A 22,784-nucleotide genomic window follows, 5' to 3' on the forward strand; every position below is an offset into this window, starting at 1 on the left:
GCAGTCCTCTTAATTAAATCAAATTCACGATCGGAAATCACTCGATGCAACCAATTCGTATGTGTACCGCTGCGCTTGCAGCCAGCGTCACCTTTTTCGCGTTTGCCGCGCCTGCGACTGCCGGTGGTGTGCAACGTCCGCCCGAAGCGGCCATCAAAGCCGAGAATGCGCGATGGGCGGATGCCTTCGCGCGAGGCGACTACGAGGCGATCGGCCGCCTCTACACCCACGACGGCATGCTCTTGCCGCCCGGTGGCGACAAGGTAACGGGAAGCAGCGCGATCACCGCGTACTTCACCAACGGGTATGCCGGCTCAAAGCCGGCCAGCGTATCGTTCAGCAATTACGAGTTCTACGGTAACGATCGGGTCGTGACGGAGGTTTCGGATGCGGAGATCCATGACCACGATGGAAAGCTCAAATACCGCGGCAAGCAGACCCTCGTCTTTCTGAAGCAAGGCGGTGCCTGGAAGTTGCATCGCGACATGTGGAACGACTACGGGCCGCTGAAAACGGATGACCATTGATCGACTGGCGAAACGGATCGTGACCTGCCCACAGCGCCACTAGCCCGTTCGACGGACGTTGACCGGGCATCGCGCTGATCGGCCAGCAGTCGATCAGCGCGCCCCGTTCGATCGACTCTCGCGTCGAATCGCTTGCGGCGGGTGCCCATGCAGTTTGATGAAGGCCCGCCGCATCCGTTCCGGATCGGTGAATCCGACAGCCAGCGCAATCTGTTCGATCGGTTCGCTACCGCCCTGCAGGCGCAGCCTCGCCGCTTCGACTCGCAAGCGCTCGACCGCCTTCGCAGGTGTTTCACCGGTTTCGCGGCGAAAGGCGCGTCCGAACTGTCGCGGACTCAATCTGGCGGCATCGGCGAGCCGTTCGACAGGCAACGCTTCGGCCAGATGTTCCCTCGCAAAATTCAGCGCGATGCGGATGCGATCCGATTCCGGCTCCATCTGCGACATCGCGGAGAATTGGGACTGACCGCCTGGCCGACGATACGGAACAACCAGAAGCCTGGAAACAGCGCGCGCAACCTCCGCGCCCATATCGCGTTCGATCATGCCGAGCGCGAGGTCGATTCCGGACGCGATGCCCGCCGACGTCCAGATGCGGCCCTCCTCGATATAGATACTGTCGCCCTCGACCTTGGTGCGCGGGAAGCGCGACTGCAATTGCGCGGCGTATCGCCAGTGCGTCGTGGCTCTCAAGCCGTCCAGCAAGCCGGTTTCCGCAAGCAGAAACGCCCCCGTACACACGCTTGCCACCCGCGCGGCCCTCGCGCCCAGTTTCCTGGCGGCGGCGATATTCTCGGGTGTCTGCATCGGATCGACATCGCCGCCCACGAAAACGACGGTGTCGAACGTGCGCCTTCCGATCGGCTTCGTTTCGACCGACAGGCCCGTATTGCCCGGAACCGGGCCGCCGGACTGCGAGATGACATGGAGATCATAGGGCGTGTGGCCCGCCGCTGTGGTCACCTGATTGAAGGCCGACAGTGGCCCGCCCAGATCAAGCACATCGTAGCCACGGCAAACGAAGAATCCGATTCGATGCATGACGAAGTCGTTAACTGAAAACCATGGAAAGTCGTATTTTATCGAGAACCCTCAAATAGCGCCATTCGGCCTGAAATGAGGGAAAAAGGTCGTTTACGCGCTGATCGATTGTCCGTATGGCCGCTCAGACCCGACGCACACAGCGCAATTTCTTCAGCAATGCCTGCACCTTTCCTGCAGAGGAACCGAGTCGTGCGCTACGCTGCAAGTTACGCGAACGTTCCCCCCGCAACTTTCCATCCGGGCCGCCTCGACCATGCACGGTAAAGAATTGAAGGTAGCCTCGCTGCCCCCTCGGTTTCTCGAAGCAGCGCTGGCGTTGCTCGATTCGGCATTCGAGCAGGACCCGACGCTTGGCTGGTGCCTGTTCGCCGAAAACCCCGGATTCCACGAGCGCCGCGCCCACTATCTCGGGCGCTATCTGAAGTATCACTACGATGCATGCCTGCCGGCTTTGGGCGCGTGGCGCAATGACGATCTCGTTGCAGTCAGCTACTTTGCGCCCGCATCCAGCAGTGAATCGCCCCGCATGCTGGCGGAGCTGGGGCGCGACATCGCGATCGGTTGCGGCGCGTCATCGTTGAGCCGGATCGATTTGCTTCGCGCGACGCCTGCCGCGAGTGCGCCGGACGCGGCGTGCAGCCGGATCGAATTCATCGGCGTATCCCCGGTTCGGCAAGGCGAAGGCATCGGATCGGTGCTGCTCCGTGCGTCGTTGTCACATCTTGGCGACACCGATCCGACGGCGAAAATAGCGCTGGAGACGGGGGAATCGCGCAATCTCCCGTTCTATGAACGCCATGGGTTGTCGGTCACAGAGCGCATGGAACATGACGGACTGACGCAATACCGATTGCAGACCGTCTAGCCGACGACATCAGCCGGGCCAGGATCGGAACCCGGCCCGCCCTACTCCGCATTCACCTGTCGCCATTGCATCGGCGACATCTCATACCGTCCGCGAAACGCCTGACGGTGCTTGTCCTGACCATGTTGGCCGGGGTGTCACACGGATCCAGCGTGCATGCGCAAAGTCGGACGGCCGTATTCGGATTCGGCAACCCATCGCTCCGATATGCCCTTGCGCCAGACAGCTATAGCGGGTGGCGTAATAACCACTGGCCCCGATGTCGACAGTTTGGACTCGGCATGCTCGAAGATCTTGGCCCTCACTTCCAGCCTCATGTTTTGTGGGCAGCCGATTCAGCCTGGTGCATCGATCCTTTAGTCGCCCATGCGCGCGGCGAAGCAGGCAACGGGGGTGCATCGACGATTTTTTCGATGCCACCGCTGCCGCGGTGTTGAAGCGTCGTGCATGATCCGTCAATTCGACCACACCCCGATACGCGGCATGCGGATCGACGCGGCCGACGTGGGCCGTGTTGTCGCAACAAGACCCGCCAGCGACAACGCCCTTTACGCGCCCCTCCGAGGGCTGCGGTGTCGCCTCAACGACGCCCCAGAGAGAAGCTGGCCGCCTTCAATCCACGCGCGGACAGGCCATGATCAAACCGGGTCTGCTCGTTGTGATAATGCACGCGCGAAAAGCGCGCAAGGAACGCAGTGAGGTATTCCGTTGCGCACGCGGCCGCGAATTCCGACCCGACGCATCGCGTGGGACCCCACCCGAATCCAAGATGCATCGGTTGCCGGTTCTCGTCAAACACGTCAGCGTTGGCGAACACTTGATCGTCCCGGTTAGCGGCACCCACATGCAGATAGACATGCTCGCCCTTTCGAACCAGGTAGTCACCGATTCGGGCATCATCGAGCGCGACGCGACCGCTTATCTGAACGGGCGAATCGTACCGCAAGGCCTCGGCGATGAACGAGGCGAGACGGGGGACCAGAGCATCGTCGAGGCCGTCTTCTCTCATCGAAAGGTGGCACAGGCAGGTATAGAGCAGATATGAAACACTCTCGTGAGCGGCCACGTAGAGCAGGACGAGATCGGCCAGTATCTCTGCGTCGTTCGAGCGCGACAAACCGCGCTCCGTCGCCAGCCAGTCCGCCAGGCGATCGGTTGCCTCCATGGCGGCAATCAGATCTTCTCGCTTGGGCCTTTTCCCGTCGAAGAAGTAGGTGACGGTCACGGCGTCCTCGGTGACGTATGCAGGAACCTCTTCCATTTGCAGCACGAGAAGATTCGCACACCGAGCCACGAACGGTCGCAACGAGGTCAGGAACACCTCGGCCGGTTCGTCGGCAGGAAGAAGGTCAATCGATTTCGACGCCGCCCCGCGGATACGATCGAGGCCGGGATCATGCCTGGCGTGACCGACAGCTTCCAGGAGTCGCTGACGTCGTGCCGCATAAGCGGAGCCCGCAGGCAAGAAAATGGACATCGCCTGCATGACTTCGTATCCCGATCGGGCTTGCCTGCTGTCGCTAAAAAGGTCGGACGGCAACGACAGACTTCTGCGCCCAAACTCGTCGATGCGCCGGGCCACTTCCTTGCAATTTTCGTAGCCGATAACGACGTGACCATCGAGATACCTGTCGAAAAACACGCGTTGGCCCCCGCCGAACGAGCGTAGCGTCTCGTAGTAGATCCGTGAGTCGTAAAAGCCATTCTTTAGCGCCGTCAAAATGGTTTGCTCTTGCACGTTATGCCCTCAGATCCGGATCGGGAATGCCTCATCGAACGCGGCTTCAATCGCATCGAACATTTTCGCCCGCTCTCCATTCGATACGACACGCTCGCCGGCGGCCATTTCGCCTTCGTCACGCTTGTTTGTGCCGTGGGTCCACCTGGGGCAGCCGGTGAGAATGTGAACAAAACCTCTGGTGTCCGTTGCCGATGAGCCGGCAACGGACAGCGATACGTCGTACGCCGCAGCCAGAGCGTCACGTCTCGCTGCACCGATCCCCTCGCTCGCACTGAACGATCCGATAGGATCCGACAGCGCTGGCCCGAGCGAAGCCGTGGAAAATATTGGCTGGTTCGAACTGCACACCGCACGTGAACGCATCAAAGAACGCTTTGCCCTGCTCGGGATAGGTGTGCAACGATACGTGGGACTCGGCGAGGAGCAAAAGGATGGTTACGCCGCTTGGCTGGAACGCATGCCGGATCACCCCGAGAACCGTCACCCCTTCCGTGATGGCCGCCTCCGTCAACGCCCGTTCGAGCGACGACAGATCATTCAGCACCTCGGGGTTGGTATCCGATATGTCGACAAAGACGTGGCGACCGCAAGCCAGATACGATGGCCCGTCCATTCAAACCTCGACCCGAATCTTGCCTAGATAGGCGACCGACGCAATCAGCAGCCCCGTGATCACAAGACTGCCACCAACAGGTGAAATCAGCGTCAGCAATCCGGCCAGGCCACCAGACAACGCTTCACTCGTGTTCGCCAATGTAGAGAACAGGCTGAAGTTCTTGCCGACGTTCGCGTCGGTCGAGAGATTCTGAATGTTGGTCGGCAAAATGACGTCGGCGAAGGCGCCTACCGCGCCCAGCAAGAAGCATCCCGCAAAAATTGTCGGTGTACTAACCACGCAGGCCGGCAGGATCGCGAGTGCAATGCCGTACATGCTCCAATAGAGCATCAGATTGCGCGTATCGAATCGCCGCATCACCTTGCTGCACACGACGGCGCCGGCCAGTGCGCCGAACGCGATGAAGCTCATTGCATAACCGACCATGCTGTCCGAGTAGCCGTTGCCTTTCAACAGCGCCGGAATCAGGATGCGCAAGGCCGAACCGACGAACAGAATGCAAAGCGCAGAGTATCCAATCGTGACGAACAATTCGCGTTTTTGTAACGCGCCCTTGAGATTCTGTCCGAAATCGCCGTAGAGACTCCGGATCGTCAGTTTCTCCTCGGAAAGCGAAGCATCGTCGCGCATGTGCGCCGCGATGGCACACCAGACGCAAAGCGTCGACAGCAGATAGGTCGCGGCGTCGATGATCAACACGAAGCCCGGATTGCCAATGGTCGCCAGCATGACGCCGCCGAGAGCGGGCCCGACGAGTCCGCCCATTTCGGCGGCCATTTGCGTTGCCCCGTTGGCAGCAGGCAGGTGCTCGGTTTTGACGATCGCCGGAATCGTCCCCTGAAACGCCGGCTGGAACAATGTGCGGAAAGAGGTCATCGCCATGCCGATCAGCCCCAGTGAAACGAGGTCGACACGATCGATCGCGAGCAGCACGCAGAATAGTCCCGTCGTGACGGCACGGGAGAGATCCGCGAATACCATCAACGCGCGGCGAGGCAGTCGATCGGACAATGCGCCGCCGAGCGGCCCGAGCACCAGATACGGGATGAAGCGGAAGAAGTAGACGATGCCGGCGAGCGCCACGTTGTTGTGTGCGGCGTGCAACACCGTGATGACGAATACGAACTCGTGAACGCCATCGCCAATTTGGGACATGGCATTGCCGGCCAGCAACACCGAGAATCGCCGTTCACGACGGAGCATTCCGATCATATGTCCTGCCTCCTTTCGCTACGCCGCCGCCAGAGGAATGATCGGATACAGCAATTCTCGCTTCGAGAATTGGCGCCCCGGGTCCTTGAGTTTGTCGACGACCATGCCGTTCATCAACAGCTGGTCTGCCTTTGGCATCAGGAAGTACATGAGATTGACGTACCAATACCAACCGAGCTTGGTCAGCGAAATGGACGTATCGTCTTCCGTGACGAATCCCTCGTCTCTCAGCGTGTCAAATTTGGCGAGCACTTCGGGATGAACCTGGTCCCAGACGACGCGCTGCTTCTCGATCGTTCCGTGATAGGGAAGGCGGAGGACGAGCGGGCGAGCGTAGTCGAGCGACACGTCGTGCTGGCTGACCACACTGGGAAACTCGCCGGCGGCGATCTTCTCCTGATAGACCTTCCTGCTATGCGTGTTCGTCGTGACGTGTCCCATCGTCGAACTGATCGCGTTCACGCCGAAACCCAACAGGTCGAGGTCGTGGTAGCCGTACACATGTTCGTGATAGACGAACGAATAGGCGTCGCTCACGACGCTGGTCGTTGCCGGTGTGCGAACGTAGCCGTGGCCGTTGTGCGGCATGAATCCGGCGTGCCGCATGAACTGGTCGACGAGGAGGTTCATCCCGAATTTGCGCATCGCCGATGTCGGCGCCGCGCCTTCGTCAGACAGCTTTTTGTGTAACCCGACCTGGGTCACGATATTGTCGATCGGGTAGATATCGACGTTTGTCGTACCGAGCGCGACGGCTTTCTGAAGATCCACGATGAGTTCTTCCTCGTCCTGCCCGCTCATGCCATACAGGATATCGAACGTCTGGTACGGAAACATTTCCTTGAGCAGCGTCGCAGCGCCGTGGATCTGGTCGAGCGTCGCGGTCAGGTCGAATATTTCACGCCACCTGGGTGAGAACGTCTGCAAGCCAAAGCGCGGGTGAGTCACGCCGATTTCTCGCATGGCTGCGGCACGCTCGGGCGTGAGGCTCTTGACCTCGACTTCGAACGAGAATTCACGCAGCTGCGACAGATCGAAGGTCGCACGAATCAGTTCGCCGATCTGCCTGATCTGCTCAGGATCAAGCAGGCTAGGCGTGCCGCCGCCGAAGAAAATTGAGCTCACCGGAACGTGCTTCAGATCGACCGACTCGGCTCTCATCCTGATCTCGGTGAGGAGCGCATCGAAGTACTGATCGATGGTGGAACGATCCGAATACTTTCCGCGGGTAAACGGGCAGAAATTGCAGATCGTGTCGCAAAACGGGATGTGGAAATACAGCGCCCGCGACCGAGCGTGTTGTTGCGCGTGATGCCACACGCGAGACGCCGATACCGCGGACTGTTCCTTTCCCTGATTGGGAAAGAAGAAGTTGTAGATTGGAAACTGACGATCAAACTTGATTAGCGATGCCCCTGCCAGCAGATTCATGTCGCCCCCCGTGTTTGCCAGGAAGGAGGGGCATGCGCCCCTCCTCTTTCAACGCCTGATCTTGGCTTACCAGACGCCCATCTTCACCGGCATGGCCTGGACTTCCTGGGTTTCGAAATAGCTGAGCACGTCTTCCATTCTGGACTCCAAAATAAAAGAACAGGATGCCTCCTGCGAGGATGTCAGATTGATTCCGACATTCGATACCAGACCCGCTTCACTCGGAGCGGATTCTGCGTGACACGGCTCGATATTGCCGTCGTTTCGGGAAGGCACGAGGCCTCCTCATGACGCCAATCGGCAAGCGCTTATTTGTCTTATGAAACGTGAATGAAACGTATCAGGAGAAAATATGACAGTCAAACTTTTTTTGACGACACCAAAAAATGTATGACTGGTGATGGGGCGTCACCAAACTGACCGGTACCACGGCGGGTTCTCCGCCTTTCGGCAAGGCGCGTGGCGTGCCGTCGGCGACGACTGCGCGCGAACTCTCCTCGCGCTCAGCAAGCGTCAAGGCAACCTGGAGCGATGTCGAGGCGCCGGCCGTATTCCGTCAGTCCTGGCGATAATCCCCTGAATAGAGGCATGGTAGCGATCGAACAGTTGGGCAATTGGATGAAGTGTGTCGCCCTTGTGCCACCGTTCCCACATCAGTGCCTTTTGAGGCTCGGTGTTGCAGATCCTGCGCCGCGGTTTCATTTGCAACACCTCCACCGCTTACGCAGCGTCTAGTGTGTTACATCGACCGGTTGAATCCCCCGTTACGGACAGTCGGACAACTTGGCATGGAAGCGGGCATGCCCGCGCCGCACTGCACGGGAATACTATCGAATCTTCGTTCGAGAATCGTGCCGACAATCCGGAGAAGCCGGATAAGATGCGGGAACCTCAGCTATTGATCCCACCGAAGCCAAGAGGTCTTGTACCGAGGTCACTCGTCAGTCTAAGCAGGTACCCGTCCGGATCTTGAACGAGGAATTGCCTCAGTCCAATTTCCCGATCGCGGGATCGGTACCATTTTTCTTCTTCATCCATGAATAACGCCCAACCTGCATCAAGTAACCGCTGACGCGCGGGCTGAATGGAAGGCAATGTAATGGAGAAGTTGATACCTCTTCCCAAAGGGGGCTCGACGTCACCAGTGAGCCAGCGAGCTTCGTCGTCGAGCTCTTCAAGCATAACCTGAGCTCCGTGAAGATCGAGGTAGGCAAACTTGTCCTCGGGACGATCGTACAAGATGTCGAAGCCAATGAGTCCGGTCCAGAAAGACAAGCTCTTGGCAAAATCTAGAACAACCAGTTCAGGTACTAATGGTTGTCGGTGCAACATAGCGACCTCTCTTGATAGGATGGAATCCGTTTGCAGATGGACAAGTGCATTCGCGCCAAGACCTTGACTGGCGTCGATCTGACTCACGATGGCGACTGACCGTTCACGGCCGGTAGCGATCGCCCGCCATCGGCAAAAACCGGCTGGAAGGCGAATATCGAACAGTTCGGCTCCGGACCCATGCAAATTCGGACTGCAAATGAAATTTCTCCAGTCGCGTGAACACCTGACCCACCGCATCACCTGCAAACGTCACCCCGACGATGCTGCGCGACCTGCACCGTCCCTGACAACACCCAACACGAGAAGTTACGCACAGTCGCCGGGCAGGCCGCCCTCTCATCCTCCCTGCAGTGCTCATCGCATCACCACCCAAGAACCCCGCTCGACCCGCACGTTGCCCGTTCGAACAAAATCGGAAACATTCAGCGACACCGTATCGGCCTTCGCACTGGAGCGCGTCTTCCGCGCGACTGCCAGGATCGGCGCCAAGTGCTCGTAAAAGCACTCGAGTTGTCGCGCGTCAGATGCCAGTCGCTCGAGCTCGCACGCTTTCTCGAGAATCAACCGGGAAATATGAAAACGCTGAAGCCCGCGGCCGACCCGAATCTGAAACACGACGCCATCGCTGTTATGCGGCACCCCTGCCCATACAAGCGAACTGCGATCCATGAAGCCTCCGGGAAATCTTAATCGTCACATCAATATGCCAGCCATCTCTGACCCTGCATATTTGTATTTCAAAATTGTGGCGTTCGGCACATCGGCGCTTTCACGAAATCCGCATATTGCGCCGCAGCAAAAGTGTCCGTAGACTGGATTCGCATTCAATGTAGTTGCCCTGCAGTCGCCCCATGACGGGAGAGCACGCCATGACGACTTCTTCACCCGCACTGAGCCCAGCGCCTCCCGCCCTCCACGTGTTCCAGCAGGATGGAGGCTGGCACTGGGGCATCACGGTTCCTCGCTCCGCAGGATCCGGCTTCAAACTGATCGCATTCAGTCACCACATCTTTTCCACTGAAGACACGGCCCAACGTGACGGCGATCGGGCGTTGGCCTCCATCGTCGCAAGTGACATGCATTGAAAGGCGAATCGAGCCATTGCACTGTCCTTGAGTTTTCACAGGCAGATGCAATACTCGTATTTCCCTTCGATGCGAGACCACGTACCGCGCACGATGACGGACTCCGCTACTTGTCTGACTTACCCGATCGTCAGTGACGATCCAGGCCGGCCGCTCTCCACCTTTGGCCCCGGCTGGGGGAACGTTGCAATCAAGCTCGCAGCGGACGTCATCCGAGAAAAGCGCGGCGCACCGACTGCCACACCTACGCAATTGCTCACCGTGTTTGAAAGCAATCGAGAGAAGATCGCGGCCACGGTCAACCGTCCGACATTGACGAAAGACGACCGGCAGATCCCACTCGACAAGTCAGACTTCTCAACCGAGGCCAGCTTGCCGACAGCAGACAGGAGGCGTTACATGAACATCCGGATCTTGGTTCCCTGCACCGTATTTCTTGTTGCTCTCAGTGCTCAAGCCGCAGATATCACCGGCGCAGGCAGCACCTTTGCCGCACCGATTTACGCAAAGTGGGCCGATGCGTACAAGAAGTCGGGCGGTGGCAAGGTCAACTATCAAGGCATCGGGTCATCGGGCGGTCTGAAGCAGATCAACGCGAAGACGGTGGACTTTGCCGGTTCGGACGCTCCGTTGAAGGATGACGAACTCGCGAAGACCGGCCTGTTCCAGTTCCCGACGGTGGTCGGCGGCGTGGTGCCGGTCGTCAACGTGCCGGGCGTGAAGGCTGGCGAGTTGACGCTGTCGGGCCCGGTGCTCGGCGACATCTACCTCGGCAAGATCAAGAAATGGAACGACCCGGCGATCGCCGCACTGAACCCGAAGGTCAAGCTATCGGACACCGACATCGCCGTGGTTCGCCGTGCTGACGGCTCGGGCACCAGCTTCATCTGGACGAACTACCTGTCGAAGGTCAACGGCGAATGGAAGTCGAAGGTCGGCGAAGGCACGACGGTCAACTGGCCGACGGGCACGGGCGGCAAGGGCAACGACGGCGTGGCCGCCTTCGTACAGCGCCTGCCGGGTGCAATCGGCTACGTCGAATGGGCGTACGCGAAGAAGAACAACATGGTCTACACCGCGCTGAAGAACTCGACGGGCACGGTGGTCGAGCCGAAGACCGAAACGTTCAAGGCCGCGGCTGCAGGCGCGAACTGGTCGAAGTCGTTCTACCAGATCCTGACGGACGAGCCGGGCAAGGACGCATGGCCGGTCGTCGGCGCGACGTTCGTGCTGCTGTACGCGAAGCAGGACAAGCCCGCACAAGGGGCGGAAACGCTCAAGTTCTTCGACTGGGCATTCCACAACGGCAACCAGGCCGCCACGGAGCTGGACTACATCTCGCTTCCCGATTCGGTGGTGTCCGAAATCCGCAAGCAATGGAAAGCGAAAATCAAGGACGCCGCCGGTAAGGCGATTGCAAACTGAGTGCGTCAGGTGGGACGCGCCCTCGCCCACCGTCGCACTGCGGCGAAGGCGATCGTCCCTCCGAAGAGCTTCCAGCATGTTCGATATGGCCGACAGTCGACGCCCGCCGCGATCATGAGCACGCTTGAATTGCACTTGGGCCGGATGCGCCGATCACGTTGCAATCAGCGGATCATTCGAATCATGAGCGAAGAGACGCTTCCTCGCGCCGGCGCATTCCTGAAAGGCTGACGCACATGCCTTGTGAAGCCTGCACGAACATGCGCACGATGTCCGATCCTGTCGCCCATGGCGAACTGGTGGAATTGCACAAGCCGACGAAGTTACGGCCGCTGGGACGCCCGGCAATCGTCGTGCGGCAGTATCGCTGCCGTCTTTGCAAGACGAACTGGCTGCTGGAGTTCGACCCCTTGCAAGCCGGCGCCACCGAATGGCTCTGCCTGAACGGGGCATCGAACATTCTCGCCCCCACTTCCACACGTCAGCCCAACGACGTGGCAACCGCGCGCGCCGGAGAAGCCGCGATCGGGAACACGGCGATACTACCGAACCCGGCTCACTGCAATGGAGGCGGCGCCCTCTTTTAGTGCGCTACGGCTACGGCAGGTAAGGCGTGATGTTCGCGAGCGCACGGGAAACGTACTCGTCCTTCTCGCCGACCGGCGCAACGTAGTGCAGTGCGCTCCGCGCGGCTTCCTCGCCTTCCGTGCGCGCAATGATCCATGCGGCCAGATACGGCGAAGCAAAGCAGCCACCTGCGGTTGCGACGTTACCTTGCGCGAAGAATGGCTGATTGAGGACGTCGACGCCCGCCTCGACTACCCAGGGTTTGGTCGTGAGATCCGTGCAGGCCGGGATGTTGCCGAGGAAGCCGAGCTTTGCTAGAACCAGCGTGCCCGAACATTGGGCACCAATCAGTTGCCGGGCAGGATCGAGATTCAATTGCCCCATCAGCGTGGCGTCGTTGACGACCTCCCGGGTTTGAATGCCGCTCCCGACGATGACGGCATCCGCCGCGCAGGCATCCGCCAACGTCGACTGCGCCTGCACGGTCACACCATTCATCGACGTGACGAAATGCTCCGGGCAGGCAAGCGTTACCCGCCAGTCGGGCTTCTTGATTCGATTGAGCACGCCAAGTGCGATGAGGGAATCGAGTTCGTTGAAGCCCTGGAACGTCAGAATCGCGATGTGCATGGGGCGCCCTGTCTGAAGTCTGTCGACGCATATTGCCAGATCACCGTGATGAACGTCGCTTCCGTGCCGAAAACTTGTCGTTGCGACCACTGAAACCTGGTCAGAAGGCGTAGTTCGCGCACTCACGTCAGCACGACTGTCGACTTTGGCGCACAACGCAATTTTTCCCGGTCACGTGCGCACGCAACCTGCTGCAGCATCCGCGAACGCCGCGCCACTGATGCAACAGTCGCTCTATTTGATAATGCCCGTCCACGAAAGCTACGCGTGGATCTAGTGGCGCTCTTTGGGGAAATGACCCCGAGGAAGCATTCGACACATCCGGATTCGGTCGTTCCCGCACGTCCAGAAGCAGCCGCTCGCATGCATTTGAAGATGTCATCGTCGCGCTGATTTACCGAGTCAATGATCTCCATACAATTGACGCGACCTGCTCACTTGATTTATCGTGGATTCATGCAACGCCAATTTATTTCCCTCGCGAGCATCACCACCACGACGACCACCGGTAACGGCGGGTCGTCTGGAGGGTGCGCGCGGTAGTTTCGGCAGTTGCATACCTTCAAGGGCCCCGCCGGCAACGGACGGGGCCCTTGGCGTTTATGGCGCTCCGTGTGTTGTCAGCACATACCAACACGGAGTCATCATGAACGACAGCGATCATCGCATTCTCGGGAGCAAACTCGGCCTGTTCCATCAGCAGCAGGAAGGTCCGGGTATGGTTTTCTGGCATCCACGCGGCTGGGCGCTGTACCGCGTGCTGGAAGATTACGTGCGAATGCGAATGCGCCGCGCGGGCTTCCGCGAGATCCGCACGCCGCAACTACTGGCTCGCGAGTTGTGGGAACGCAGTGGGCATTGGGACAAGTTCGGCTCGCAAATGTATGCGCTACCCGAGCGATCGTTGATCGAGCCATCGGCCGACGCCGATCACGACGATGCGCTGGCGCTGTGTCTGAAACCGATGAGTTGCCCATGTCATGTGCAGGTGTTCAATCAGGGGCTACGTTCATATCGTGAGTTGCCGATTCGCTATAGCGAGTTCGGTGCGTGTCACCGCGACGAACCCTCTGGCTCGCTGGAAGGACTCAAGCGCACGCGTGCGTTTGTGCAAGACGATGCGCATGTGTTCTGCACGCAATCGCAAATCGAAAATGAAGTCGTCCGCTTTTGCGAGTTGCTGAGCGCGGTCTATGCGGACCTTGGATTTTCGTCCGTCACGGTCGCGCTGGCGACGCGGCCGATGCAACGGGCCGGCGAAGAGGCCGTGTGGGATCAAGCCGAAGCATCGCTCGCGGCCGCGGCTCGTGCGGCCGGTCTGGAATTCGAACTGTCCGAGGGCGAAGGTGCCTTTTATGGACCCAAGCTCGAATTCAAGCTGTCTGACAGTCGCGGCCGGGAATGGCAATGCGGGACGATTCAGCTGGACTTCGTGCTCCCCGATCGGCTGTCCGCGCATTTCATCAACGCGGAAAACGTACGAGAGACGCCGGTCATGGTGCATCACGCCGTGCTGGGCAGCATGGAGCGTTTCATCGCAATACTGCTTGAACACTACGACGGGTGGTTGCCTGTATGGCTCGCGCCCGAACAGATTGTCGTGGCGAGTATCAGCGATGCGCACGCCCCCTACGCGATGCGGGTGGTACAGAGGCTTGAAAGCGCGGGACTGCGCGTCGTTGCTGACTGCCGTGCCGAGCGACTGGAGCGAAAAATCATTGACGTCCGGAAATTGCAGATTCCGTTCTTGATTGCCGTAGGGGCACGCGACGAACAGAATGGAACGGTCAGCATCCGCAACCGCAATGGCGATCAGGTTACGTTGCCGCTTGAGGAGGCAATCACGGTTTTATCGTGCGAGGCCAAGGTACCGGCGCCATAATCGCACCAAGCGACTTCACGATCTGCGCTCTGCCTTTTCAGAATCGGCCGGGAGCCGACGATCTTGATGTTGACGTCAACCGGCCGAAATGGGCAGAAGTATTCACGAATGCGAAGAGGATCGCAGCATGTCGTCCAGCTAGACAGCGCCCAAACATCGAAACGCTTATGATCGAGCTTCGTTACCCGAACTATATCGATTGCGCGCTCATTGACGAAGTGCGTCCCGAGCTTGACCTAGCTCGTTTGGAGACCGCATCCGTGCGAATCGATGCCATCACGGCTTCGATCTTGCTCGAGCGGTCCGCCCCAAAGGAATATCGCTAAAGGACCGCTCGTCAACAAACGGCCGCCATGATCCCCCTAGCTGGCGGTGTCGAGCGACAGCATTCGCAACCGGTGTTTCCAGATCAATCGTCGCATTTTCAAAGAGGAACCCTCCATGGCTATTCATCGAACTGGCCACCGATATCGTGACACGGCCACGGGCAAGACCATTGATGTCTGGTTTCCCGCCTCAGGCACCGGAAAACGTCGCGGTTGTCTTGCCGAGAAGGTCGGCCTCATTTCGGGTGATTTCGTCGACGTGGTGATCGAGGCATTGGAAGCCCCTCCGGTCTCGACCGAGGAAGCCTATCTGCGGTTACACCTGCTGTCCGAGCGATCGGTCAGGCCAAACGAAATCAATCTCGACGGCATTTTCGGCCTGTTGCCCAATGTTGCCTGGACGTCCGCAGGCCCGGTGTTCCCCGGAAATGTAGATGACCTTAGGGATCGGCTGGCTTCGGAGCATCATCATCTCACCGTGACCTCCGTAGACAAATTCCCCCGGATGACGGACTACGTCGTTCCCGACGGCGTGCGGGTCGCCGATGCTGATCGCGTGAGACTCGGCGCCCACCTGGCAAGTGGTACGACCGTCATGCACGAAGGCTTCGTCAACTTCAACGCAGGCACACTGGGCGAATCGATGATCGAGGGACGCGTGACACCGGGTGTGACGGTCGGCAAAAATTCGGACGTCGGCGCTGGCTCGTCGATCATGGGAACGCTGTCGGGCGGAGGCAAGAGCAAGAACGCCATCGGGGAGCGCAGCCTGCTCGGCGCGAACGCAGGCATAGGCATTTCACTCGGAGACGAGTGCATTGTCGAAGCCGGTCTTTACGTCACCGCGGGTACGAAAGTGAAGATGCCCGATGGCACCGTCGTGCCGGCAAGACAGCTATCCGGTCAATCCGGCTGGCTGTTTCGTCGAAACAGTCAGACCGGTGCGGTCGAGGCACTTCCGACGGACGCCTCCCGCTGGGGTGGGCTGAATACGAACCTGCACACCAACGATTGAGTGCAGCCTCAGCCGCTTTCATGCGCCGCAAGCTCCTCGCCCGCGATCGGGGGTGACCGCCTTACGCTAGCGTGCTCGAACGGCCGCTCGTGACGGCATGCAGCATCCTTGAAGCCGCCTGCGGGCCCCGAACCGCCAGCCATGTTCCATGGCTGGCATGACTCTTCCACAAATCAAGGCTGGCGCTTGCCGCGACCGCCGGCGGGTTTGCCGGCCGGCTTGCGCGAACCCGCAGCGGGCTTGCTAGTGGGCTTGCCGGCAGGCTTGCTGCGCGGCTTCTGCGCGCTGAATGGACTGCCACTGGACAAGCTCGCGCCCTTACCCGCAGCCCCGGCCCGCTGCGCCGCAGGCTTGCGCTTGTTCTCGCCGCTTTGCGGGCGCGGCTTTTTGGCAGGCACCGGCATGGCACCCGACGCAGCTTGCGGCACTTTGGGCTTCTTGGGCTTTTTGGGTTTCTTGATGATCTGGCCCGTCGCGCTGGTTTCCGGCACACGGTGTTCGGCCTCGAAACCCGGCTCTTCTTCGCGCCGCAGCGTTTGCCGGATCAGCGCTTCGATCGCGGCCAGTTGCGGCGCTTCGTCGGCGCACACCAGGGACACCGCCACACCGCTGGCGCCTGCGCGGCCGGTACGGCCGATACGGTGCACATAGTCCTGCGCCACGATCGGCAAATCCACGTTGATCACCAGCGGCAGGTCGTCGATATCCAGCCCGCGCGCTGCCACGTCGGTGGCGACCAGCATCTGGACTTCGCCCGTCTTGAAGCGTTCCAGCGCACGCAGGCGCGCGGGTTGCGGTTTGTCGCCGTGGATGGTGTCGACCGCATAGCCCGCTTCGTCCAGCATGGCCGCCAGGTAATCCACGCCATTGCGGGTCTTGACGAACACCAGTGCATGCTCCCACTTGTTCTCGGCCACGAGGTGCATGAACAGGTCGGGCTTGTTCCGCTTGTCGACCGGTACGACCCACTGCTTGATCTTGCTGGCCGTGGCATTGGGCGGGCTGACGCTGATATTGACCGGGCCACGCAGAATGCTCGCCGCCATCGCGCGGATATCGTCGGTAAACGTGGCCGAAAACAGCAGGGTCTGGCGCTGCGCGGGCAACGCGGCAAAGACGGCGTTGAGTTCGCGCGCAAAGCCGAGATCCAGCATGCGGTCGGCTTCGTCCAGCACCAGCGTTTGTACTTGATCGAACTGCACCGCGTTCTGGCGGTTGAGATCCAGCAAACGGCCCGGCGTGGCCACGAGCACATCCACGCCCTTGCGCAACTTCATCATCTGCGGGTTGATGCTCACGCCGCCGTAGGCCGCCAGATATCGCAAGTCGAGGCCTTGGCCGTAAGCGATGAAGCTTTGCAGCACTTGTTCGGCCAGCTCACGCGTGGGCACCAGCACCAGCACGCGCGCGCGGTTGCTGGACACCGCCGGGCCGTGTTGCACCAGCCGTTGCAACAGCGGCAGCGCAAAACCCGCCGTCTTGCCGGTGCCGGTCTGGGCCGCCGCCATCACGTCCTTGCCACCGAGCACGGCAGGAATCGCCTTGGCCTGCACCGGCGTAGGGGCCTGGTAATTGAGGTCCTGCAGATTACGCAGCAAGGGATCGATCAGGCCGAGCGAGGCAAAAGACATGGACGTATTCCGGACTAAAACCGCAATTCTAGCGGTTGCCGGGCGGATCAAGGCCCGCCGCGCCTGGCTGGACGCCGCCGGCGGGGGGCAGATACGGTCAACCGGAAGCAGCCGCTGACGCAAAGCAACCCGATCCAGCCCATTTTCCGGCACCCAATCGCCCCTCGGAGGAGCCGCTCGACCCTTATCTGTCTGTCACCTCATCGCTTGCGGTTCGGGCAACGAGGTCCGGAGAAGGTAGAGGTATCGCCGCTCCGAACTGGCGACGAAGGCGGGCCTGAGCCGCTCGACGCTGTTCCATGACGAAAGCCAGGTGATAAGCTCGATGCCGGCGTACTGTCGCGTATCGACACGCCCCGAACCCTGCCCTTACGACCGCAACGAGCCGCCCATGTCCCTCGCCCCTTCCGTCCTCTCCGCGTTCACGCCGACCGGCAAGCTGCGCGCGTCGATCAATCTCGGCAACCCGATCCTCGCGAATCGCGACCCGGCGACGGGCGAACCGTTCGGCGTATCGATCGACCTCGCGCGCGCGTTCGCCGAACGCCTATCGGCCGAGCTGGAGCTCGTGGTGTTCGACGCCGCCGGAAAGTCGGTGCAGGCGCTGACCGACGAGCGTGCCGATTTCGGATTCTTCGCGGTCGATCCGCTGCGCGGCGAAACGGTCGCGTTCACCGCGCCGTATGTGCTGATCGAGGGGTTCTATCTCGTACGCGACGCTTCGCCGATCCGCACGAATGCGGACGTCGACCAACCCGACAACCGCGTGACCGTCGGCAAGGGCAGCGCCTACGACCTGTTCCTCACGCGCGAACTGAAGGCCGCGCAGATCGTGCGTGCGCCGACGTCGCAGGCCGTCGTGCAGACCTTCGTCGAGCAGCAACTGGAAGTCGCGGCGGGCGTGAGGCAGCAACTCGAGGCCGACGCGGCGAAGACGCCCGGCCTGCGCCTGCTCGACGAGCGGTTCATGGTGATCCGGCAGGCCATGGGCGTGCCGAAGAGTCGCGGCGAAGCGGCCGCGGCGGCGCTGAATGCGTTCGTCGAGGAAATGAAGGCGTCGGGCTTCGTCGCGGATTCGCTGCGGCGGCATGGCATCAGCGGCGCATCCGTCGCGCCGCAAGCGTGATGGCATACCGCGTGATGCAGCGGCACGCGACTGCGCGCGCCCCGCTTTTGACCTGAAACGCGAAAGCAGGCTCGATACCCGTCGGCTTGCGCAACGGGATCGATGCCTGCTTTCGCGCCGCACTTACGCGGCGGTTCGCCGAATCAGCCGGCCTTACCTTGCGGCGGATTGGCCAGCGGCGTGCGTTGGCGGCGGCGCCACCAGAATGCGACGCCCAACAGCGCGATCAGCACGACAACCACTGCGCCAGGCAGCATCAGCGGCCGGACGCGCACGAGCAATGGAACCGGGCCGCCGCTGCGCACGACGGCAACGTCGTCCGCGGTGACGGTCACGTCCGGATTGCCGTACTGCGCGAGCACGTAGTTCGAGATTGCAGCGATCTGATCGTCTTTGAGCGGCTGGACATAGGAATCCTCACCGAAAGACGGCATCAGCACGTGCTCGCCCCCCACCTCGCGATCGACGCCGTACAGGATCGCCGCAATCAGGTTCGACGGATTGCGCGAGCCGGTGGCGGTATTGTTCGACAGCGACGGATATGCCTGGCTCGGGCTGCCCTTGCCGTTGGCCTGGTGGCAACTCGCGCAGTACCCGCTGAACAGCGCCGCCCCCGTCGTCAGCGTGCCGTTCGCATTCAGCGCGGATGCGCCGCGCAACGTCGCTTCGCTGTTGACCGCCTGCCCGTGCGCGAATGCCGGCACCGACTCGCGGTCGTCGCGGATCGGCTTCGTGCTGCGCAGATACGAGACGATCGATTTCAGGTCTGCGTCCGACAGATACTGCAGGCTGTTCTGCACGGCTTCCGCCATCGGCCCGGCCGCCTGGTTCTTGCCCGGTGCGCGGCCGGTCTTCAGGTACGACACCAGCTCGGCGTCGGTCCACGCGCCGATGCCGCTCACCGGATCCGACGTGATGTTCGGCGCATACCATGCGCCGAGCTGCGCGCCGCCCAGGTTGCGGCCGAAGTCTTCGGCCATCAGCACGTTGCGCGGCGTGTGGCACGCACTGCAGTGCGCCAGCACGTTGGTCAGGTACGCGCCGCGATTCCACTGCGCGTCGTGGGCCGGATCGGCTTCGAAACGCTTGTTCGTCAGGAACAGCATGTTCCATCCCGCCATCGCCATGCGCATGCCGAACGGGAACTGCAGGTTCGTGGCGGGCGCGGGTTCGTCGACCGGTTTCACCGCATGCATGAAGTAGCTGTAAAGCGCGTGCACGTCGTCGTCGCTGAGGCCGCTGTACGACGTATAGGGCATCGCGGGATACAGATGCGCGCCATCCGCGCGCACGCCTTCGCGCAGCGCGCTTGCGAACTGCGCTTCGGTGTAGTTGCCGATCCCGGCCGTTTTCGACGGCGTGATGTTGCTCGAATAGATCTGCCCCATCGGCGACGCGATGCCGTATCCGCCCGCGAACGGCTTGCCGCCGTCAAGCGCCGTATGGCATGCCATGCAGTCCGCCGCGATCGCGAGCTGATGGCCCTTTTCGATCAGCGCGGCGTCTGCCGATGTCGAAGCCGGGCCGGCCGGCGCATCCTGCGCGAACACGGATGCGCTGCCGACGAGCGCGAACAGGCCGGCTGCGATGGCCGCGCGATACCCGGCGCCGCGCCGCGCGCGACGGTGTCGTTGAATCGTATGTGTCATCGCATCAACCCTTCGCGAGGCTGGCGGAAATCGAATCCGCGGCCTTCAGGCCAAGGGCCGCCATCGACAGCGTCGTGTTGACGACGGACGCCGACGGCATCGCGCCGCCGCCCGGCAGCCACAGGTTCGCATGGTCGTGCGCGCGGCAGTCGCCGTCGACGACCGAGTTCTTCGGATCCGAGCCCATGATGGTGCCGCCCATGATGTGATTGTTCGCGTTCAGCGTCGTCGTGATGTTGAATTCGACCGCGTCGAACAGGCTGCCGATGTGCGACAGCTGCTTGCATGCCGCGTCGTAGCCGCGCCGCACGTAGTCGCCGACGTCGTAGTGGATGTCCGGGCACGCGAGGCCGAGCGGATCGACGCGCGTCTTGCTGAGCGTCAGGCGGTTGTTCGGATCCGGCAGCGGTTCGAGGCTGATCGACAGGTCGACGCCGTAGATCGCGCGCCGCCGGATTTCCTCGTCGAGTGCCTTGCCGACCAGGCCGAGCTTCAGCGCCTGCTGCGTCGCCGGCCCGACGCGCGAGATGTTGTTCAGGATCATCTTGTTCGCCGAATACTGTCCGCGGAAATCGCCATCGCGCGGACCGACGATACAGCTGCTCTGCGCGGGGCCGCGGCCGAGCCACATCGGCTCGTTCGCGAGGAACGTGCAGTGAAAGCCCGAGTGATCCATCATGTTGCGGCCAACCTGGTCCGAGCCGTTCGCGATGCCGTGCGGATTGCGCTCGTTCGCGGCCAGCAGCAGCAGGCGCGGGGTCTCGATGCCGTTGCAGGCGAGCACGAACCGCTTGCCGCTCGCCTTGTGCGACTTGTGCGACGCGTCGTACCAATGCACGGCCGTCACGCGATTGTTCGCATCGGTGTCGATCTTGTAGACGACCGATTCGGCGAGCACCTTCGCACCCTTGCGCTCCGCGCGCTCGATGTGGTGGATGCCGTTGTACATCGCGCCGATCGGGCAGATCGGCTGGCAGTTGTTGTTGCCGCAGCAGGTCGGGCGGCCATGCCACGGCCGCGTGCTGCGCGCCTGCGGAATCGGGATCGACCGGTAGCCGTGCGCGTTGACGATTTCGGCGAAGCGCCGGTCGCCATGCCCCCACGGCACCATGTCCATCGGATACGGGCGGCTGCGTTGCGACGGCGACTGCATCGCCGGGTCGCTCGGCCCGGCAACGCCCATCTCGTCTTCCGCACGGCAATAGTACGGCTCGAGCTCCTCATAGGCGATCGGCCAGTCGCGGCCGACGCCATACGTCGACTTCATCCGGAAATCGACCGGCAGATGCCGCCAGCTCGACGCGGCCCAGTGCCAGGTCGTGCCGCCGACCGTGCGCAGGTAGCCCTGCTGGAAACTCTGGCCGTCCGGGCCGCTCAGGCCGACGTAGTTGTTCTTCGGAAAATACAGCGGGGCCGGCGCATTCGGCGCCTGCGGGTAGAGCCCCTGGAAGTCGGAGCCGACGCGATTGTCGAACGGCATGTTGCGCCAGTTCTCGACCGCCTGCCCACGCTCGATGCGCAGGCCGGATTCGAGGATCAGCACCGAGTGGCCCTGGCTCACCAGCTGGTCGGCGATCAAGCCGCCCACCACGCCGGATCCCACGATCACGACGTCGGCCGACACGTCGCCGTTCGATTCAAATACAGGAGTTTTCATGAGATTCAGGCGTGCGTTTGCGGGTGCTGTGAAGTGGCTGACGCGACTGCTTTGCGCGGCGGCGCGACATCGGCCGGCGGCGGTTCGGCGGTCCACCACAGAGGGCCGTTCGAACAGTAGGTCGGCGCGCTCATCCCGTCGTGGACGGTGCCGTACATCAGCGCATCCGCATACGTGACCATCACGGCCTTCTGGCCATGACCGACGGTGCCCGTGTACCACGCGGCGACGATCGCGAGCGCGGTGTCGTGCAGGCCCGCGCCATCGGCATCGGCCAGCAGTTGCGCCGGGGTTTGCCCGGCGCGCATGCGTTGCGCCAGCGCGGCCGCCCGCGCGGCAAAACCGGCGTCCGTGCGGTGGAACGCATCGATGAGGCGTCTGGCCGTCATCGGGTCGAGATTCGTGTGGCCTGTCAGTGCTTGCGACAGTGCGAGAAAGGTCTTGGCGTCGAGCGACGGCTGCTGCGCGAATGCGTATCCGGGCGCGGCGGTGAGCAGCCCGACTTGCGTCAGTGCTGCCGCCATCACTTTCAGGGCTGCTCGCCGGGTAATGCCGGCGCGCGCGATGACGCGCGTGTCATGATCGTTAGGGGCCATGTCGTTTTCGTCTTTTTGGCGAGAGGTTGCTCGCAGGCTTTCTTGCAAATGATCGGCGACGGGAGTCGCTCCGCGCGAAACAACGGAATGCCTCCCCCACCGGCAGTGCGTAACCCGTCCGACAGCACCGGCAAACGACCATGACCGGCTGAACCAAGTATTGCACATGCCATGCAATGCGAATTTTTATCTGGCCGGATTATGCATAATCCGGCCAGGGAATGGAACCGGTTCCATTTTTGCATCCAGCAACCGGTTCAAATTTTCATCGCGAAGGGGGAAGTGTAGCGATATCGATCGAATCGCGTATTTTCGCGACCGAGTCGAACCGTCAATCCCGTCTGACGCGGGGCGAATCCATCGGGCCGCAGTCGGCCTCGGATACGCGCAAGACTGAATGAAATTAAAACGTCAGGCTTTTATT

21 protein-coding genes and 1 pseudogene are annotated in these 22,784 nt (G+C 61.3%); 8 read left to right on the forward strand and 14 right to left on the reverse strand.

What is annotated here, in order from left to right:
* Positions 1-44 precede the first annotated feature (44 nt).
* Complete coding sequence (locus BDO18943_RS00215) at positions 45-527, forward strand: YybH family protein (RefSeq protein ID WP_175020694.1); 483 nt, start codon at positions 45-47, stop codon at positions 525-527.
* 93 nt (positions 528-620) lie between these two features.
* Here the strand turns inward: BDO18943_RS00215 and BDO18943_RS00220 are convergent, their stop codons facing one another.
* Positions 621-1,568, reverse strand: coding sequence for a GlxA family transcriptional regulator (locus BDO18943_RS00220; RefSeq protein ID WP_175020695.1), 948 nt, complete (start codon positions 1,566-1,568; stop codon positions 621-623).
* Between the two features lie 256 nt (positions 1,569-1,824).
* Between BDO18943_RS00220 and BDO18943_RS00225 the strand changes: the two genes are divergently transcribed.
* Positions 1,825-2,436: a GNAT family N-acetyltransferase gene (locus tag BDO18943_RS00225; protein WP_175020696.1), complete on the forward strand. Its 612-nt coding sequence runs from the start codon at positions 1,825-1,827 to the stop codon at positions 2,434-2,436.
* 580 nt (positions 2,437-3,016) lie between these two features.
* Here BDO18943_RS00225 and BDO18943_RS00230 read toward each other — a convergent pair.
* The 8 genes and pseudogenes from BDO18943_RS00230 to BDO18943_RS00260 all read right to left on the reverse strand — a co-directional run bounded on the left by BDO18943_RS00230 (position 3,017) and on the right by BDO18943_RS00260 (position 9,440).
* On the reverse strand, positions 3,017-4,174 hold the full coding sequence (locus tag BDO18943_RS00230; protein ID WP_175020697.1) for a cytochrome P450: 1,158 nt from the start codon (positions 4,172-4,174) through the stop codon (positions 3,017-3,019).
* 241 nt (positions 4,175-4,415) lie between these two features.
* A complete protein-coding gene (gene speD / locus BDO18943_RS00235) occupies positions 4,416-4,790 on the reverse strand; it encodes an adenosylmethionine decarboxylase (RefSeq protein WP_175020698.1) in 375 nt (124 codons plus the stop codon).
* On the reverse strand, positions 4,791-6,005 hold the full coding sequence (locus BDO18943_RS00240; protein WP_175020699.1) for an MFS transporter: 1,215 nt from the start codon (positions 6,003-6,005) through the stop codon (positions 4,791-4,793).
* Positions 6,006-6,023: 18 nt separating this feature from the next.
* On the reverse strand, positions 6,024-7,436 hold the full coding sequence (locus BDO18943_RS00245) for a coproporphyrinogen-III oxidase family protein (protein WP_175020700.1): 1,413 nt from the start codon (positions 7,434-7,436) through the stop codon (positions 6,024-6,026).
* A 66-nt stretch (positions 7,437-7,502) separates the two neighbouring features.
* Complete coding sequence (locus tag BDO18943_RS00250; protein WP_175020701.1) at positions 7,503-7,712, reverse strand: hypothetical protein; 210 nt, start codon at positions 7,710-7,712, stop codon at positions 7,503-7,505.
* A 175-nt stretch (positions 7,713-7,887) separates the two neighbouring features.
* Positions 7,888-8,138: pseudogene (locus BDO18943_RS43195) on the reverse strand (IS30 family transposase); the annotation flags it as partial.
* 189 nt (positions 8,139-8,327) lie between these two features.
* Positions 8,328-8,855 carry a bleomycin resistance protein gene (locus tag BDO18943_RS00255; RefSeq protein ID WP_235995715.1) on the reverse strand — a complete coding sequence of 176 codons (528 nt, stop codon included), beginning with the start codon at positions 8,853-8,855 and terminating at the stop codon, positions 8,328-8,330.
* 270 nt (positions 8,856-9,125) lie between these two features.
* The gene (locus BDO18943_RS00260) at positions 9,126-9,440 is read right to left on the reverse strand and encodes a hypothetical protein (protein ID WP_175020702.1); all 315 of its coding nucleotides are present in this window, start codon (positions 9,438-9,440) and stop codon (positions 9,126-9,128) included.
* 200 nt (positions 9,441-9,640) lie between these two features.
* On the opposite strand from BDO18943_RS00260, the gene BDO18943_RS00265 reads away from it, so the two are divergent.
* The 3 genes from BDO18943_RS00265 (at position 9,641) to BDO18943_RS00275 (ending at position 11,868) form a co-directional block, all read left to right on the forward strand.
* Positions 9,641-9,856 (forward strand): hypothetical protein, encoded by a 216-nt coding sequence (locus BDO18943_RS00265; RefSeq protein ID WP_175020703.1) that lies wholly within the window; start codon positions 9,641-9,643, stop codon positions 9,854-9,856.
* 399 nt (positions 9,857-10,255) lie between these two features.
* A complete protein-coding gene (gene pstS, locus BDO18943_RS00270) occupies positions 10,256-11,281 on the forward strand; it encodes a phosphate ABC transporter substrate-binding protein PstS (protein ID WP_175020704.1) in 1,026 nt (341 codons plus the stop codon).
* Positions 11,282-11,550: 269 nt separating this feature from the next.
* Positions 11,551-11,868, forward strand: coding sequence for a hypothetical protein (locus BDO18943_RS00275; RefSeq protein WP_143331122.1), 318 nt, complete (start codon positions 11,551-11,553; stop codon positions 11,866-11,868).
* Positions 11,869-11,878: 10 nt separating this feature from the next.
* Here the strand turns inward: BDO18943_RS00275 and BDO18943_RS00280 are convergent, their stop codons facing one another.
* Entirely contained in the window at positions 11,879-12,478 is a 600-nt protein-coding gene (locus BDO18943_RS00280; RefSeq protein WP_175020942.1) for a DJ-1/PfpI family protein, read from the reverse strand.
* Between the two features lie 646 nt (positions 12,479-13,124).
* Between BDO18943_RS00280 and thrS the strand changes: the two genes are divergently transcribed.
* Entirely contained in the window at positions 13,125-14,360 is a 1,236-nt protein-coding gene (thrS, locus tag BDO18943_RS00285) for a threonine--tRNA ligase (protein WP_175020705.1), read from the forward strand.
* 441 nt (positions 14,361-14,801) lie between these two features.
* On the forward strand, positions 14,802-15,701 hold the full coding sequence (locus BDO18943_RS00290) for a DapH/DapD/GlmU-related protein (protein WP_175020706.1): 900 nt from the start codon (positions 14,802-14,804) through the stop codon (positions 15,699-15,701).
* A 173-nt stretch (positions 15,702-15,874) separates the two neighbouring features.
* On the opposite strand, the gene BDO18943_RS00295 is transcribed toward BDO18943_RS00290, so the two are convergent.
* On the reverse strand, positions 15,875-17,332 hold the full coding sequence (locus BDO18943_RS00295; protein WP_175020707.1) for a DEAD/DEAH box helicase: 1,458 nt from the start codon (positions 17,330-17,332) through the stop codon (positions 15,875-15,877).
* A 391-nt stretch (positions 17,333-17,723) separates the two neighbouring features.
* Here BDO18943_RS00295 and BDO18943_RS00300 point away from each other — a divergent pair, with 391 nt between their 5' ends.
* Entirely contained in the window at positions 17,724-18,458 is a 735-nt protein-coding gene (locus BDO18943_RS00300) for an ABC transporter substrate-binding protein (RefSeq protein ID WP_175020708.1), read from the forward strand.
* A 143-nt stretch (positions 18,459-18,601) separates the two neighbouring features.
* Here BDO18943_RS00300 and BDO18943_RS00305 read toward each other — a convergent pair whose 3' ends face one another.
* Genes BDO18943_RS00305 through BDO18943_RS00315 form a run of 3 tightly spaced genes read right to left on the reverse strand, consistent with a single transcriptional unit; the run spans position 18,602 to position 22,360 of the window.
* Positions 18,602-20,107 (reverse strand): cytochrome c, encoded by a 1,506-nt coding sequence (locus tag BDO18943_RS00305; protein ID WP_175020709.1) that lies wholly within the window; start codon positions 20,105-20,107, stop codon positions 18,602-18,604.
* Positions 20,108-20,111: 4 nt separating this feature from the next.
* A complete protein-coding gene (locus BDO18943_RS00310) occupies positions 20,112-21,764 on the reverse strand; it encodes a GMC family oxidoreductase (RefSeq protein WP_175020710.1) in 1,653 nt (550 codons plus the stop codon).
* A 5-nt stretch (positions 21,765-21,769) separates the two neighbouring features.
* Complete coding sequence (locus tag BDO18943_RS00315) at positions 21,770-22,360, reverse strand: sugar dehydrogenase complex small subunit (protein ID WP_051889988.1); 591 nt, start codon at positions 22,358-22,360, stop codon at positions 21,770-21,772.
* Positions 22,361-22,784 lie beyond the last annotated feature (424 nt).

Source organism: Burkholderia aenigmatica, from assembly GCF_902499175.1.
GTDB lineage: Bacteria > Pseudomonadota > Gammaproteobacteria > Burkholderiales > Burkholderiaceae > Burkholderia > Burkholderia aenigmatica.

What these genes read in the sequence shown, in the direction of transcription:
- BDO18943_RS00215 (WP_175020694.1), top strand. Translation starts at nt 45, where the DNA reads ATGCAACCAATTCGTATGTGTACCGCTGCGCTTGCAGCCAGCGTCACC.
- BDO18943_RS00220 (WP_175020695.1), bottom strand. Translation starts at nt 1,568, where the DNA reads ATGCATCGAATCGGATTCTTCGTTTGCCGTGGCTACGATGTGCTTGAT.
- BDO18943_RS00225 (WP_175020696.1), top strand. Translation starts at nt 1,825, where the DNA reads ATGCACGGTAAAGAATTGAAGGTAGCCTCGCTGCCCCCTCGGTTTCTC.
- speD (WP_175020698.1), bottom strand. Translation starts at nt 4,790, where the DNA reads ATGGACGGGCCATCGTATCTGGCTTGCGGTCGCCACGTCTTTGTCGAC.
- BDO18943_RS00240 (WP_175020699.1), bottom strand. Translation starts at nt 6,005, where the DNA reads ATGATCGGAATGCTCCGTCGTGAACGGCGATTCTCGGTGTTGCTGGCC.
- BDO18943_RS00245 (WP_175020700.1), bottom strand. Translation starts at nt 7,436, where the DNA reads ATGAATCTGCTGGCAGGGGCATCGCTAATCAAGTTTGATCGTCAGTTT.
- BDO18943_RS00260 (WP_175020702.1), bottom strand. Translation starts at nt 9,440, where the DNA reads ATGGATCGCAGTTCGCTTGTATGGGCAGGGGTGCCGCATAACAGCGAT.
- BDO18943_RS00265 (WP_175020703.1), top strand. Translation starts at nt 9,641, where the DNA reads ATGACGACTTCTTCACCCGCACTGAGCCCAGCGCCTCCCGCCCTCCAC.
- pstS (WP_175020704.1), top strand. Translation starts at nt 10,256, where the DNA reads ATGAACATCCGGATCTTGGTTCCCTGCACCGTATTTCTTGTTGCTCTC.
- BDO18943_RS00275 (WP_143331122.1), top strand. Translation starts at nt 11,551, where the DNA reads ATGTCCGATCCTGTCGCCCATGGCGAACTGGTGGAATTGCACAAGCCG.
- BDO18943_RS00280 (WP_175020942.1), bottom strand. Translation starts at nt 12,478, where the DNA reads ATGCACATCGCGATTCTGACGTTCCAGGGCTTCAACGAACTCGATTCC.
- thrS (WP_175020705.1), top strand. Translation starts at nt 13,125, where the DNA reads ATGAACGACAGCGATCATCGCATTCTCGGGAGCAAACTCGGCCTGTTC.
- BDO18943_RS00290 (WP_175020706.1), top strand. Translation starts at nt 14,802, where the DNA reads ATGGCTATTCATCGAACTGGCCACCGATATCGTGACACGGCCACGGGC.
- BDO18943_RS00295 (WP_175020707.1), bottom strand. Translation starts at nt 17,332, where the DNA reads ATGTCTTTTGCCTCGCTCGGCCTGATCGATCCCTTGCTGCGTAATCTG.
- BDO18943_RS00300 (WP_175020708.1), top strand. Translation starts at nt 17,724, where the DNA reads ATGTCCCTCGCCCCTTCCGTCCTCTCCGCGTTCACGCCGACCGGCAAG.
- BDO18943_RS00305 (WP_175020709.1), bottom strand. Translation starts at nt 20,107, where the DNA reads ATGACACATACGATTCAACGACACCGTCGCGCGCGGCGCGGCGCCGGG.
- BDO18943_RS00310 (WP_175020710.1), bottom strand. Translation starts at nt 21,764, where the DNA reads ATGAAAACTCCTGTATTTGAATCGAACGGCGACGTGTCGGCCGACGTC.
- BDO18943_RS00315 (WP_051889988.1), bottom strand. Translation starts at nt 22,360, where the DNA reads ATGGCCCCTAACGATCATGACACGCGCGTCATCGCGCGCGCCGGCATT.